Source organism: Streptomyces sp. NPDC002138 (assembly GCF_040296485.1).
Lineage (GTDB): Bacteria > Actinomycetota > Actinomycetes > Streptomycetales > Streptomycetaceae > Streptomyces.
Genome location: NZ_JBEOXE010000018.1, coordinates 77378 through 90433 on the forward strand (window position 1 = coordinate 77378; position 13056 = coordinate 90433).

16 protein-coding genes are annotated in these 13056 nt (G+C 71.2%); 8 read left to right on the forward strand and 8 right to left on the reverse strand.

What is annotated here, in order from left to right:
• The first annotated feature begins 17 nt into the window (after positions 1-17).
• The 5 genes from ABT084_RS14515 (at position 18) to ABT084_RS14535 (ending at position 4007) form a co-directional block, all read left to right on the forward strand.
• A complete protein-coding gene (locus ABT084_RS14515; protein WP_351042663.1) occupies positions 18-746 on the forward strand; it encodes a type 1 glutamine amidotransferase in 729 nt (242 codons plus the stop codon).
• A gap of 198 nt (positions 747-944) precedes the next feature.
• Entirely contained in the window at positions 945-1973 is a 1029-nt protein-coding gene (locus ABT084_RS14520; RefSeq protein WP_351042666.1) for a 6-phosphofructokinase, read from the forward strand.
• A 92-nt stretch (positions 1974-2065) separates the two neighbouring features.
• Positions 2066-3022, forward strand: coding sequence for a cytochrome c oxidase assembly protein (locus tag ABT084_RS14525; protein WP_351042669.1), 957 nt, complete (start codon positions 2066-2068; stop codon positions 3020-3022).
• 32 nt (positions 3023-3054) lie between these two features.
• The gene (locus ABT084_RS14530) at positions 3055-3213 is read left to right on the forward strand and encodes a hypothetical protein (RefSeq protein ID WP_351042672.1); all 159 of its coding nucleotides are present in this window, start codon (positions 3055-3057) and stop codon (positions 3211-3213) included.
• 83 nt (positions 3214-3296) lie between these two features.
• On the forward strand, positions 3297-4007 hold the full coding sequence (locus tag ABT084_RS14535) for a lysophospholipid acyltransferase family protein (protein ID WP_351042675.1): 711 nt from the start codon (positions 3297-3299) through the stop codon (positions 4005-4007).
• 48 nt (positions 4008-4055) lie between these two features.
• Here the strand turns inward: ABT084_RS14535 and ABT084_RS14540 are convergent, their stop codons facing one another.
• From ABT084_RS14540 to ABT084_RS14570, 7 genes are all read right to left on the reverse strand, one after another.
• A complete protein-coding gene (locus ABT084_RS14540; RefSeq protein WP_351042792.1) occupies positions 4056-5648 on the reverse strand; it encodes an alpha/beta hydrolase in 1593 nt (530 codons plus the stop codon).
• Between the two features lie 280 nt (positions 5649-5928).
• Positions 5929-6732: an urease accessory protein UreD gene (locus ABT084_RS14545; RefSeq protein ID WP_351042678.1), complete on the reverse strand. Its 804-nt coding sequence runs from the start codon at positions 6730-6732 to the stop codon at positions 5929-5931.
• Positions 6729-7415, reverse strand: a complete 687-nt coding sequence (gene ureG / locus ABT084_RS14550) for an urease accessory protein UreG (RefSeq protein ID WP_351042681.1) — start codon at positions 7413-7415, stop codon at positions 6729-6731. Before ureG ends, ABT084_RS14545 begins: the two co-directional genes overlap by 4 nt.
• Positions 7416-7472: 57 nt before the next feature.
• Positions 7473-8147 (reverse strand): urease accessory protein UreF, encoded by a 675-nt coding sequence (locus ABT084_RS14555; RefSeq protein WP_351042684.1) that lies wholly within the window; start codon positions 8145-8147, stop codon positions 7473-7475.
• A gap of 58 nt (positions 8148-8205) precedes the next feature.
• A complete protein-coding gene (locus ABT084_RS14560) occupies positions 8206-9927 on the reverse strand; it encodes an urease subunit alpha (protein WP_351042687.1) in 1722 nt (573 codons plus the stop codon).
• Positions 9920-10231, reverse strand: a complete 312-nt coding sequence (locus ABT084_RS14565) for an urease subunit beta (RefSeq protein ID WP_351042690.1) — start codon at positions 10229-10231, stop codon at positions 9920-9922. Before ABT084_RS14565 ends, ABT084_RS14560 begins: the two co-directional genes overlap by 8 nt.
• Before the next feature lie 15 nt (positions 10232-10246).
• Positions 10247-10549, reverse strand: a complete 303-nt coding sequence (locus tag ABT084_RS14570; protein WP_283456084.1) for an urease subunit gamma — start codon at positions 10547-10549, stop codon at positions 10247-10249.
• A 358-nt stretch (positions 10550-10907) separates the two neighbouring features.
• Here ABT084_RS14570 and ABT084_RS14575 point away from each other — a divergent pair, with 358 nt between their 5' ends.
• The gene (locus tag ABT084_RS14575) at positions 10908-11297 is read left to right on the forward strand and encodes a VOC family protein (RefSeq protein WP_351042694.1); all 390 of its coding nucleotides are present in this window, start codon (positions 10908-10910) and stop codon (positions 11295-11297) included.
• Between the two features lie 7 nt (positions 11298-11304).
• Here the strand turns inward: ABT084_RS14575 and ABT084_RS14580 are convergent, their stop codons facing one another.
• Positions 11305-11742, reverse strand: a complete 438-nt coding sequence (locus tag ABT084_RS14580; RefSeq protein WP_351042696.1) for an ATP-binding protein — start codon at positions 11740-11742, stop codon at positions 11305-11307.
• A 195-nt stretch (positions 11743-11937) separates the two neighbouring features.
• On the opposite strand from ABT084_RS14580, the gene ABT084_RS14585 reads away from it, so the two are divergent.
• Together ABT084_RS14585 and ABT084_RS14590 are read left to right on the forward strand one after the other, a co-directional pair.
• On the forward strand, positions 11938-12813 hold the full coding sequence (locus tag ABT084_RS14585) for a helix-turn-helix domain-containing protein (RefSeq protein ID WP_351042699.1): 876 nt from the start codon (positions 11938-11940) through the stop codon (positions 12811-12813).
• 12 nt (positions 12814-12825) lie between these two features.
• Entirely contained in the window at positions 12826-13047 is a 222-nt protein-coding gene (locus ABT084_RS14590; RefSeq protein WP_351042701.1) for a DUF397 domain-containing protein, read from the forward strand.
• Positions 13048-13056: the final 9 nt, after the last annotated feature.

Sequence of the window (13056 nt, forward strand, 5' to 3'; positions counted from 1 at the left end):
CCATAAAGGACAAGAGCATGAGCGACAACAGCCTGCGTCTGGTGTGGGTCTACCCCGACCTGCTGAGCACGTACGGAGACCAGGGCAACGCCCTGGTCGTGGAGCGCCGGGCGCGCCAGCGCGGTCTGGACGTCCAGCGCGTCGACGTCCGCAGCGACCAGCCGATCCCGACCTCCGGCGACATCTACCTCATCGGCGGCGGCGAGGACCGGCCCCAGCGGCTGGCCGCGGACCGGCTGCTGCGCGACGGCGGCCTGGAGCGCGCCGTCTCGAACGGTGCGATCGTCTTCTCCGTCTGCGCCGGCTACCAGATCCTCGGCCAGGAGTTCGTCAACGACATGGGCGAGCGCCAGCAGGGCCTCGGCCTGCTGGACGTGGTCACCGTGCGCGGCGAGGGCGAGCGCTGCGTGGGAGACGTCCTCGGGGACATCGACCCGCGGCTCGGTCTGCCGCAGCTGACGGGCTTCGAGAACCACCAGGGCGTCACCCACCTCGGCCCGACCGCCCGCCCGTTCGCCCGGGTCAGCATGGGCCGCGGCAACGGCACGGGCGACGGCACGGAGGGCGCGTACAACGACACCGTGTTCGGTACGTACATGCACGGCCCGGTCATGGCCCGCAACCCGCTCATCGCGGACCTGCTGCTCAAGCTGGCCCTCGACGTGAACGCGCTGCCGCCGATCGACGACCGCTGGTACGAGGCGCTGCGCGCGGAGCGCATCGCGTCGGCGACTCAGCCCGCGTAGGCCCTGGCACGGTCACGCCACCTCGTGTGCGGCCCGGATCCCCTCGGGGGTCCGGGCCGACGTGCGTTCGTATGACTTCTCCGACCAGCATGTGGAGGATGGTTCAGTCCCGCGGGGATCCGATTGTAGGGTGGCCGGTAGTTCCAACCGGACGACGTGGTCCGGTCATCGGCCCACGTTGCAAAGGTCCTGCCTGCCATGCGCATTGGTGTGCTCACCTCCGGAGGCGACTGCCCCGGCCTGAATGCCGTCATCCGTTCCGTCGTGCACCGCGCGGTCGTCGACCACGGTGACGAGGTCATCGGTTTCCTGGACGGCTGGAAGGGCCTGCTGGAAGGCGACTACCGCAAGCTGGACCTGGACGCCGTCAGCGGCATCCTGGCCCGTGGCGGCACCATCCTCGGCTCGTCCCGCGTCCAGCCCGCGCACCTGCGCGGCGGCGTCGAGACGGCCCGCGGCCATGTCGCGGACCTCGGGCTCGACGCGATCATCCCGATCGGCGGCGAGGGCACGCTCAAGGCCGCGCACCTGCTGTCGGAGGCCGGGCTGCCGATCGTCGGCGTACCGAAGACCATCGACAACGACATCGCCTCGACCGACGTCACCTTCGGGTTCGACACGGCCGTGGGCGTGGCCACCGAGGCCCTCGACCGGCTGAAGACCACCGCCGAGTCGCACCAGCGCGTGATGGTGGTCGAGGTGATGGGCCGGCACACCGGCTGGATCGCCCTGCACTCGGGCATGGCCGCGGGCGCGCACGCCATCGTCGTGCCGGAGCGCCCCTTCGACATCGACGAACTGACGGCCATCGTCGGCGAGCGGTTCTCGGCGGGCAAGCGGTTCGCGATCGTCGTGGTCGCCGAGGGCGCCAAGCCCGCGGAGGGCTCCTCGATGTCCTTCGAGCAGGGCGGCACCGACATCTACGGCCATGAGCGGTTCGCCGGCATCGGCAACCGGCTCGCGGTCGAGCTGGAGGACCGCCTCGGCAAGGAGGCCCGCCCGGTGATCCTGGGCCACGTCCAGCGCGGCGGCACCCCGACCGCCTACGACCGGGTGCTCGCCACCCGCTTCGGCTGGCACGCGGTGGAGGCCGCCCACCGGGGCGAGTTCGGCATGCTGACCGCCCTGCGCGGCACCGACATCGTGATGGTCCCGCTCGGCGAGGCCACCCAGACGCTCAAGACGGTCCCGGCCGAGCGGTACGCGGAGGCGGAGACCGTTCTGTGATGTTTCCCCCCTTGTGACACCGCCCCCGGACGCGGCGTCGTCCGGGGGCGGCACTACTGTGGTGGGGCACCACGGGTCAAGGGAGTACACGGATGAACCACCTCGCGCACGACGGCATGGATATGGGCGACCTGCCGCCGTTCACCCTCGGGCGCGGGCTGGAGTTCTCGTTCGACGCCTTCTTCCTGATCGGCTCCCTGCTCGGGCTCGGCCTCTATCTCTGGGGCGTGCTGCGGCTGCGCGGGCGCGGCGACTCCTGGCCGGTGGGCCGCAGCGTCGCCTTCACCGTCGGCGTGCTCACCGTGATGCTGGTGATGTGCACCAAGCTGAACGACTACGGCATGGTCATGTTCAGCGTGCACATGATCCAGCACATGGTCATCAGCATGCTCAGCCCGATCCTGCTGCTGCTCGGCGCTCCCGTGACGCTGGCGCTGCGCGCGCTGGCGCCCGCCGCCCGCGGCCACAAGGGGCCGCGCGAGCTGCTGCTGATGCTCCTGCACAGCCGCTACATGAAGGTGATCACCCACCCGGTCTTCACCATCCCGATGTTCATCGCGAGCCTCTACGGCCTGTACTTCACCCCGCTCTTCGACTTCCTGATGGAGTCGAAGACCGGGCACATCGCGATGATGGTGCACTTCCTCGCCGTCGGCCTGATCTTCTTCTGGCCGATCATGGGCGTGGACCCGGGCCCGCACCGCCCCGGCTACGTGATGCGGATGCTGGAACTCTTCGCGGGCATGCCCTTCCACGCTTTCTTCGGCATCGCGCTGATGATGGCGAGCGAGCCGATGATCAAGACGTACGCCCACCCGCCCGCGAGCCTCGGCATCGACCCGCTCCTCGACCAGCAGTGGGGCGGTGGCATCGCCTGGGCGTTCAGCGAGATCCCCTCGGTCCTGGTCCTGATCGCGCTGGTCTACCAGTGGTACCACTCCGAGCAGCGGGCCGCGAAGCGCTCCGACCGCGCGGCCGACCGCGACGGTGACAAGGAGCTGGCGGACTACAACGCATATCTGGCCGCGCTCCAAGCGCGTGGACAGTAGCGCCGGACCACCCGCGCGCGCCACCATGGGGCATGACCGGATCTGTGAAGGCGATGGCCGTGCTGACCTGTGCCGCGCTGGTGGCGGTGGCGGGCTATTCGGTGGCCCTCGGCAGCAATGGGTGGCTCTGGTTCGGCTGGGTCGTGCTGATGCTGCTCACCGCGGGGATGGCCGCTTCGCGCGGCGCCTGAGGGGCATGCTCTCGTACGGTCCGTAGCCGTCCCGCGCCGCCCGGAGGACGACGGGACCTCGGGACGTCGACGGGAGCAGCCTGATGTTCTACCACCTGCTGAAGCACGTACTGCTGGGGCCTCTGCTGAGGCTGCTCTTCCGGCCGCGGATCGAGGGCATCGAGAACGTTCCGTCCGACGGCGCGGCCATCGTCGCGGGCAACCACCTGTCCTTCTCGGACCACTTCCTGATGCCCGCGATCCTGCGCCGGCGGATCACCTTCCTCGCGAAGGCCGAGTACTTCACCGGGCCCGGCCTCAAGGGGCGCCTCACCGCGGCCTTCTTCCGCAGCGCCGGACAGATCCCGGTCGACCGCACCGGCAAGGAGGCGGGTCAGGCCGCCATCCGCGAAGGCCTCGGGGTGCTGGCCAAGGGCGAGCTGCTGGGCATCTACCCGGAGGGCACCCGCTCGCACGACGGGCGGCTGTACAAGGGGAAGGTGGGGGTGGCCGCGATGGCGCTCGGCGCCGGAGTGCCCGTCGTCCCCTGCGCGATGGTCGGCACCTTCGAGATCCAGCCGCCGGGACAGAAGATCCCCAAGATCCGGCGCGTGACCATCCGCTTCGGTGCGCCGCTGGAGTTCAGCCGGTACGCCGGGCTGGAGGGCGAGCGGGCCGTGCTGCGCGCGGTCACCGACGAGATCATGTACGCCGTCCTCGGCCTGTCCGGGCAGGAGTACGTCGACCGGTACGCCGCCGAGGTCAAGGCCGAGGAGGAGGCGACGCGGAAGAAGGCCCGGCGCACGGGGCGCTGAGCCTTCTCCCTACGGACGGTCGTCCGCGCTATGCCGAGCCGGTCGTCCTCAACGGACGGCCGGGAGCTCCTCCCGCGCCGGCAGGTCGGACGCCGCGCTCGGGGCGAGCGACTTCGCGGCGGCCGGGGCCGGGGCGACGGGCGTGGCGTGCGGACCGCACGTCACGTCCTTCGCGTCGACCTTGCCGGTGAGCAGGTAGGTGTCCACCCGGGTGTTGATGCAGGGGTTCACCAGGCTGGTGACACCGTGCGAGCCCGCGTTCTGCTCGGTGATCAGACGGGAACCGGCCAGGCGCTTGTGCATCGAGACCGCGCCCTCGTACGGCGTGGCCGCGTCGCGCTCCGACTGGACGATCAGCACCGGCGGCAGGCCGCGCTTGGCACCGACCTCGATCGGGGTGGACTGCTTGGCCTTCCAGGTCGCGCAGGGGAGGTTCATCCACGCGTTGGACCAGGTCAGGAAGGGGTACTGCTCGTGCAGCTTGCTGTTGTCCCGGTCCCACTTGGCCCAGCTGGTGGGCCACTTGGCGTCCGCGCACTCGACGGCGGTGTAGACGGCGTTGCCGTTCTCCGCCGTCGCGTTGCCCTTGATGTCGGACATGTCCGGGGCGATCGCGTCGACCAGCGCCTGCGTGTCACCCGCGACGTAGGCCGCGAAGGTCTTGGCGACGGGCACCCACGACGAGTCGTAGTACGGGGCGCTCTGGAAGAAGCCGATCAGCTCCGCGGGACCGACGACCCCGCCGATCGGATTGGCCTTGGCCTTGGCGCGCAGCGCCTCGTACTGGGCCTGGACCTTGGCGCGGGTGTCACCGAGGTGGAAGGACGCGTCGTTCTTGGCGACCCAGTCCTGCCAGTCGTTCCAGCGGCCCTGGAAGGCCACGTCCTGGCCGAGGTTGGCCTCGTACCAGATGTTGTCCTGGTCCGGGTTGACCACGGAGTCGACGATCATGCGGCGCACGTGGGTCGGGAACAGGGTCGCGTAGACCCCGCCGAGGTAGGTGCCGTAGGAGACGCCGAGGTAGTTCAGCTTCTTCTCGCCGAGGGCGGCGCGGATGACGTCGAGGTCACGCGCGGTGTTCGGCGTGGTCATCTGCGGCAGCATCTCGCCGCTGCGCGCCTTGCAGCCGTCCGCGTACTCGGCGGCCAGCTTGCGCTGCGCGTTCTTGTCGGCCACCGAGTCGGGGACCGGGTCGGCCTTGGGGGCCTTGACGAACTCCTGCGGGTCGATGCAGGAGATCGGCGCCGAGTGGCCGACGCCGCGGGGGTCGAAGCCCACGAAGTCGTAGGCCTTGGAGGTGTTGACCCACAGCGGGCTCTTGGTCGTGACACGGCGCGGGAAGCGCATGCCGGAGCCGCCGGGACCACCGGGGTTGTAGATCAGCGCGCCCTGGCGCTCCTGCGGAGTGCCCGTGCTGCCGATCCGGTCGACCGCGAGGTCGATGGTCTTGCCGAACGGCTTGGCGTAGTCGAGCGGGACCTTGACATAGCCGCACTGGATCGGGGCTTCGAAGCCCCAGTCGGCCGGACAGGCCTTCCAGTCGATCCCGGCGTGCGCCGCGCGGGCGGCGGCGATCTCGACGCCGACCGACTCCGGGATCCCGTAGGACCGGCTGTCGGAGGCGGCGGCGGGTGTGGCCATGACGAGGCCGGCCGTGAGCGTACCGGCGATCAGAGCGGCAGCGCTCCCCAGCGCTGCGTTGCGTATCACGTGGTTGTTCCCCCTGCGTCAGGTGCCGCCGTGGGCGGCCGACTTCGGACGACGTACAGACGACGTGCAGGGGGATCTTCGCGCTTGACCCATACGCGACAACAGAGCGCGGTCGGGTTCTTTGCCAACCCGATATCCGGATTGGGGTGTACCGCTGAGCGGTGTCCTGGTTCGTCCCGGGATCAGCGCCCATGGCCCGGGAGTTCACGCTTCACCAGGCGTACGTCCGCACCGCCTCGTCCAGTAGTGCGCGCAGCGCCAGCGCGTCCGCGGCCAGCGCCGTCACCAGGACGGCGGGCCCCGCGAGCGGGGTGACGGCCGCCAGCTCGCCGAGCATCGCGGCGGCGGCCGGCCGCGCGGTGAAATCCGGGTCCACGATGAGCAGTTGTCCGAGCGCCCGCTGCCCGGCGAGACCGGCCGGGCCGTCCCAGCCGCCGGGGGCGCCGGGGCCGCAGGCCAGTTCCTGGTCCAGCAGGGGCAGCCCGGCCCGGTGCACGGTGAGCCTGCTGCGCAGCAGGCCCGACGGCTCGCCGGTGCGCCCGAGCACCTGCTCCTCGCGCAGCACCAGCCGGGCTGTGGGGGCCAGTTCGACGCGGGTGCGCACCCACAGGTCACTGCCCTTGACCGAGACGAGCTGCTCGGGCAGCCAGCGCACCGCCGCGCCCTCGTCCAGGGTCAAGGTGGTCTCGTACAGCGCGGGCGCACCGCCCCGGCCGGGCAGGGCCAGGGTGGCGGCGGCCGTCCCGAGGGCGAGCCGGGCGCCGGGGCCCGCGGTGGCCTCGACGGTGAGGTGGTCGCCGCCGAGGGGGGCGCTCATCGCGCCGACGAGGGTGACCCGGGCCTCGCCGGGGTCGCTCCCCCGGGTGCGGCGCAGGGCGAAGGGGCCCTCCCCGTGGAGCAGGGGCAGGGCGGTGCCGCCGCGGCCGTCGGCGACCGCGCGGATGCGGGCGGTGGCCCGCAGCCCCGCGGCCGGTACGGCCGGACCGGCGGCCGGGGGCGCGGCGGCGGTGGTCACCGGGCCGCCCAGGCGGTGACGTGCCCGCGCACCCAGTCGGCGACCGGAGCCACGCCCTCGGGACCGCGCAGCGACTGGAAGGCGACGGGGAGTTCGCCGCGCTGCGCGGCCGCGTCCCGGGCCATCCGGTCCAGGTCGGAGCCGACGTAGGGGGCCAGGTCGGTCTTGTTGACGATGAGCAGGTCGGCGGTGGTCACGCCGGGGCCGCCCTTGCGCGGGATGTCGTCGCCGCCGGCCACGTCGATGACGAAGATCTGCGCGTCGACCAGCCCGCGCGAGAACGTGGCCGTGAGGTTGTCGCCACCGGACTCGACGAGCACCAGGTCCAGCGGACCGATCGCGTCCTCCAGCTCCTCCACGGCCTCCAGGTTGGCGGAGATGTCGTCGCGGATCGCGGTGTGCGGGCAGGCGCCGGTCTCCACGGCCGCGATCCGCTCGGGCGGCAGCACGGCCTCGCGGAGCAGGAACTCGGCGTCCTCGCGGGTGTAGATGTCGTTGGTGACGACGGCCATCGAGAATTCGGCGCGCAGCGCACGGCAGAGCGCGGCGACGGTGGCGGTCTTGCCGGAGCCGACGGGTCCGCCGAGTCCGATGCGCAGGGCGCGGCGGGAGCCGTCGGCGCGCAGCGGCGCGGCGCTGTGGGAGTGCCGGTGCGGGAACGTCCCGGCGTGATCGAGGTGCATGGAAGCTCCTTGGGAAGAGGGGGCCGGGTCACGGTGATGCGGAAGAACCGGCGTGATTCACGAGGCGAAGAGGCGGACGGGCCAGGCCGCGTGCGCCTCGGCGGCGATCTCCAGCAGTGGGGAGGAGGCGGCGGGCAGCGCCTCCACCCCGGCCGACCGGGCGAGGCGGGCGGCGTCCGCGGCCCGGGCGGCCACCTCGTCCAGGGCCGGGGCGAGCCGGGCGAGCACCCCGCTCGCCTGGAAGGGATCCAGGCCCAGCAGCCGCACGGTCGCGGTGGCCGGTCCGCCGACGGCCTCGTACGCCGCCACGTGCGCGGCGTCGAGCGGCTCGAGCCCGGCGGCGCGCGCGGTGACGCCGAGCACCACGGGCTGGTGGGCCCCGCGCGGGAACGCGGCGGCCAGCGCTTCGAGTTCCGCCGACGGCCAGGTGGCCCGGGCGGCCCGGACCAGCTGTCGGCCGAGCCGCCGGGTGGCGGCCCGGAGCGCGGGTGACGGCGTACGGGCGTCGGCGGCCGCGTCCAGGACGGCGGGGTCCATGCCGAGGCAGGCCGCGGCGGCCAGGGCGGCCGCGACGAGGCCGGCCGTGTGCAGCCGGCCCCGGCAGAACGCCTCGAGGGTGACGTCGTCGTGGATCCGGCCCGCTGTGACGGCCGCCTCGGCCCCGCCGGAGTGCGCGTGGCCTCCGGCGGGGAAACGGCCGTCGGCGAGGACGAGCAGGGCGGCGCGGCTCATCGGAGCGTCCCCGTCAGCACAGGCCCCGTCAGCACGGGCCCCATCGGAAGAGGCCCCATCAGAACAGGAAGTAGCGCTGCGCCATGGGAAGTTCCGCCGCGGGGGCGGGTTCCACGGCTTCGCCGTCGATGGTCACGGTGAAGGTGTCCGCGTCCACCTCGACACGCGGGCGCGCGTCGTTGTTGCGCATGTCCTCCTTGGTGACCTTGCGGGTGCTCTCGATCGCCACGAACGACTTGCCCAGCTCCAGGCGTTCGGGCAGGCCGTCGTCGAGGGCGCTCTGGGAGGTGAAGTTGAGTGAGTTGTGGGCCGCCGACCGCCCGGTGGCGCCGAACATCGGGCGCGGGAGGACGGGCTGCGGGGTCGGGATGGAGCCGTTCGCGTCGCCCATCTGCGCGTAGGCGATCTGGCCGCCCTTGATGACCACGTCGGGCTTGACCCCGAAGAAGGCGGGGGTCCACAGCACCAGGTCGGCGAGCTTGCCGGTCTCCACCGAGCCGATCTCGCGGGCGAGTCCCTGGGCGACGGCCGGGTTGATCGTGTACTTGGCGACGTAGCGCCGGGCCCGGTGGTTGTCGGCGGGTCCGTCGCCCGGCAGGAATCCGCGCTGCTTCTTCATCACGTGCGCGGTCTGCCAGGTCCGCATGACGACCTCGCCGATCCGGCCCATGGCCTGGGCGTCGGAGGAGATGATCGAGATGGCGCCCAGGTCGTGCAGGACGTCCTCGGCGGCGATCGTGGAGGGCCGGATCCGGGACTCGGCGAAGGCGAGGTCCTCGGGGACGGCGGGGTTGAGGTGGTGGCAGACCATCAGCATGTCGAGGTGTTCCTCGATGGTGTTGACGGTGTGCGGCCGGGTCGGATTGGTCGAGCTGGGCAGGATGTTCGGCTCGGAGACCACGGTGATGATGTCGGGGGCGTGCCCGCCGCCCGCGCCCTCGGTGTGGTACGAGTGGATGGTCCGCCCGCCGATGGCCGCGAGGGTGTCGGCGACGAATCCGGCCTCGTTGAGGGTGTCGGTGTGGATGGCGACCTGCGCGCCGGTCTCCTCACAGACGCTCAGACAGGCGTCGATGACGGCGGGGGTGGCGCCCCAGTCCTCGTGGATCTTGAACCCGAGGGCGCCGCCGCGCAGCTGGGAGTACATGGCGTCGCGGGACATGGTGGTGCCCTTGCCCAGCAGCCCGATGTTGACCGGGGAGTTCTCCAGCGCCGCGAACATCCGGGCGAGGTGCCAGGGTCCGGGGGTGACGGTGGTCGCCTTGGACCCCTCGGCGGGGCCGGTGCCGCCACCGACCAGGGTGGTGATGCCCGATGCGAGGGCCTCGTCGATGATGGTCGGCGAGATGAAGTGGACGTGGGTGTCGATGCCTCCCGCGGTGATGATCTTCCCGTTGCCCGCGATGACCTCGGTCTCGGGGCCGATGACCAGCGCCGGGTGCACCCCGTCCATGGTGTCCGGGTTGCCCGCCTTGCCGATGCCGCAGATCCGGCCGTCGCGCACGCCGATGTCGGCCTTCACGATGCCCCAGTGGTCCAGCACGATCGCACCGGTGATCACCGTGTCGGGCGCCCCCTCGGCGCGCGTGGTGCGGGCCTGGCCCATCGACTCGCGGATCACCTTGCCGCCGCCGAAGACCGCTTCGTCGCCGGAGTGTCCGGGACCGCCGCTGAGGTCCTCCTCGATCTCGACGAAGAGGTCGGTGTCGGCCAGCCGGATCCGGTCACCCGCGGTGGGCCCGAAGAGGTCGGCGTACTCCTGTCGTGACAGCTCAGCCATCGAGCGGCCCCCCGGTCTCCCCGCGCAGGCCGGGTACGACGCGCAGTCCGGCCAGCGGTACGAGTTCCACCGCGACCGGGATGCCCGGCTCGAAGCGGACGGCCGTGCCCGCGGCGATGTTCAGCCGGAGCCCGCGGGCGGCCGGCCGGTCGAAGGACAGGCCGGGGTTGACCTCGGCGAAGTGGTAGTGGGAGCCGACCTGGACGGGCCGGTCGGCGGCGTTGAGCACGGTGAGACGGGTGACGGCGCGGCCCTCGTTGAGGCGCACCGGCCCGTCCCCGAAGCGGATCTCTCCGGGGATCATGACGGTCACTGCCTCTCAGACGATGGGGTCGTGCACGGTGACGAGCTTGGTCCCGTCGGGGAAGGTCGCCTCGACCTGGACGTCGTGGATCATCTCGGGTATGCCCTCCATGACCTCCGCCCGGGTCAGCACGGTCCGCCCGGAGGCCATCAGTTCGGCCACCGTCCGGCCGTCGCGGGCCCCTTCGAGGATGTGGGTGGTGATCAGCGCGATCACCTCGGGGTGGTTGAGGAGCACCCCCCGCGCCCTTCTCTTCTCAGCCACGTCGGCTGCCACATGGATCAGGAGTCTTTCCTGCTCGTGCGGTGTGAGTTGCACCCGTATCACCCGGTTTCTCGACATCATCGACTGCGTGCCGTGCGAGACCCTAACCGCCTTCAACACTTTGTTGACCTGCCCATATGACGCTCAAGCAGTTCTTGCCCAACGAGGGACAAGACTTTCCGCATCACACACCGCGGCTTTGCCATGTCTTGGCTGAATACGGACGCTCGGAGTCCCGGCCCGACCCCCTGTCCGGTGCCGGGCCGACGCCACGTTAGGGCGCGGGGTTTTCCGTCTCGTTAACTCGTGTTTCCTGCGGGGACCGGATTCCGCGGACGGATAAGCCCGGACCCCACGCCGTATACGGAGGTAGGTTGTCGGGCGTTCACCACCGCACCGCACTGGGAGATCCGTGTACTACAACCCTGTACGCCACATCACCTTCGACGCGCTCGACCCGTACAAGGTCGCCGAGTTCTGGTCGGCCGTGACCGGCTACTCCATGCAGGACGACGACGTCGAGGGCGACCCCGAGATCCTGCTGACCACCGACCAGCCCGGGGTGCCGGGCCTGCTGTTCATCCGGGTGCCGGACGCCAAGAGCGTCAAGAACCGCGTACACCTGGACATTTCACCCCCCACCGGTACTCGCGACGAGACGGTGGAGCGGCTGGTGGGCCTCGGCGCGAAGGTGGTCGGCGACCAGCGCCGCCCGGACGGCACGGGCTGGGTGGTCCTGACCGACCCCGAGGGCAACGAACTCTGCATAGAGCGCAGCGCCTCGGAGCGCGGCCAGGCCTGACCGGCGATCAGGCCTGACGCGCGGCGGGAACGGTCCAGGGCAGTGCGATCCACACGGTCTTGCCCCCGTCCTCGGTGGGGCTGACCGAGAGCCGACCGCCCGATTCCGCCGTGAGCCAGCGGATGATGACCATGCCCCGGCCGTTGTCCTGCTGGACGGCGGCCGGGAGCCGCTTGGGCCACCGCGGGTGACTGTCGGTCACCCCCACCCGGAGCAGCTCCTCGCGCTCCAGCCGGACGTCGACGGTGAAGGTGGGAGACTGGCCGAAGGTGTGCTGGACCGCGTTGGTGGCGAGTTCCGAGACGATCAGCCGGACGGTGTCCGCGGTACTGGCGTCATCGGGCAGTCCCCATCCGCTGAGCACCTGCGCCACGTAGCGGCGGGCCGTGGAGACCGAGGCGGGATCGCTCGGCAGAGTGACGGATGCTTCCTGGTGGTCGGCCATGGCGCGGTCCCTTTCCCACCGGAGCGCAATGCCCCGGATCTGTGCTGAGCGCCAGAGTGCCACTCATTGTCCCGGCCCGGCTGCCGTTCACCCAAGATCTGCATATATCTGTCGCTCGTTGCGGTGAACTCTGCTACGGAAGACCGTATTTGGACGGCAGACTGGTGCGAGCTGTGCCGGTGGAAGGAGGCGGGTGTGCAGCACGGTCCCGCGGTGCGCCGGCGCAAGCTCGGCGAGGAACTGCGTGCGCTCCGTGACCGGTCCGGACTCACCAGCGGTGAGGCGGCCCGGATCGTGGGGTGGCACCAATCGAAGATCAGCCGGATCGAGACCGGCCGCAGCGGGGTGAAGCCCGAGGACGTGCGGCTGCTGCTCGACGCGTACGGAGGCGTGGGCGCCCAGCAGCGCGCCCTGCTGGAGGCGCTCTCGGCGTCGGCCGCCGGCCCCGGCACCGAGACCGGGCGCGGTCCCCAGTGGTGGCACGACTACCGGGGCCTGCTGCCGCAGGAGTACCGGGACTTCATCAGCCTGGAGGCGGGGGCCCGCTCCGCGCGCACGGTGGAGCTGTCGGTGGTGCCCGGCCTGCTCCAGACCCCCGCGTACGCCCGGGCGGTGACCCGGGCCGCGCTGGGCGGGCTGCCGGAGCCGAAGGTGGACGCGCTGGTCGACGTACGGCTGGCCCGGCAGTCGGTGCTGCGGACGGACCCGCCGCTGGAACTGAGCGCGGTGCTCGACGAGGCGGTGCTCCGACGGCAGATCGGCGGTCCGGGGGTGATGGCGGAACAGCTGCGCTCGCTCGTGGAGGTGGCACGACTGCCCCAAGTACGGCTCCAGGTACTGCCGTTCAGTGTGGGGGGTCATCTCGGCCTGACCGGACCGTTCGTAATTTTCTCATTTCCGAACATCGCCGATCTGGATGTGGTGGTACTCGACCATTTGACGAGTAGCCTCTATCTGGAGCGGAAGGAAGACCTCGAGGCGTACAGCGCCGCGTTCCGCACTATTCAGGCGCACGCCCTCCCGCCCCAGGACTCGTCGGATCTGATCAGCGCACTCGCTGACGACGCGTAAGGAGGCACCCCCGTGTCCGCAACCCCCTTATCCACCCGCGGACTTCTGATCAGCGCGCGGTGGCGGCGCAGTAGCCGCAGCACCGGAATGAACAACTGTGTGGAAACCGCCGTCCTCAGCGGCGGCCTGCTGGCCGTCCGCGACTCCAAGCGGGCGGACGGCCCGGCCGTGCTCTTCACCGGGCACGCCTGGGACGGTTTCCTCACCCTGGTACGGGCGGACCTCGCCCGGTAGCCGGGGCGG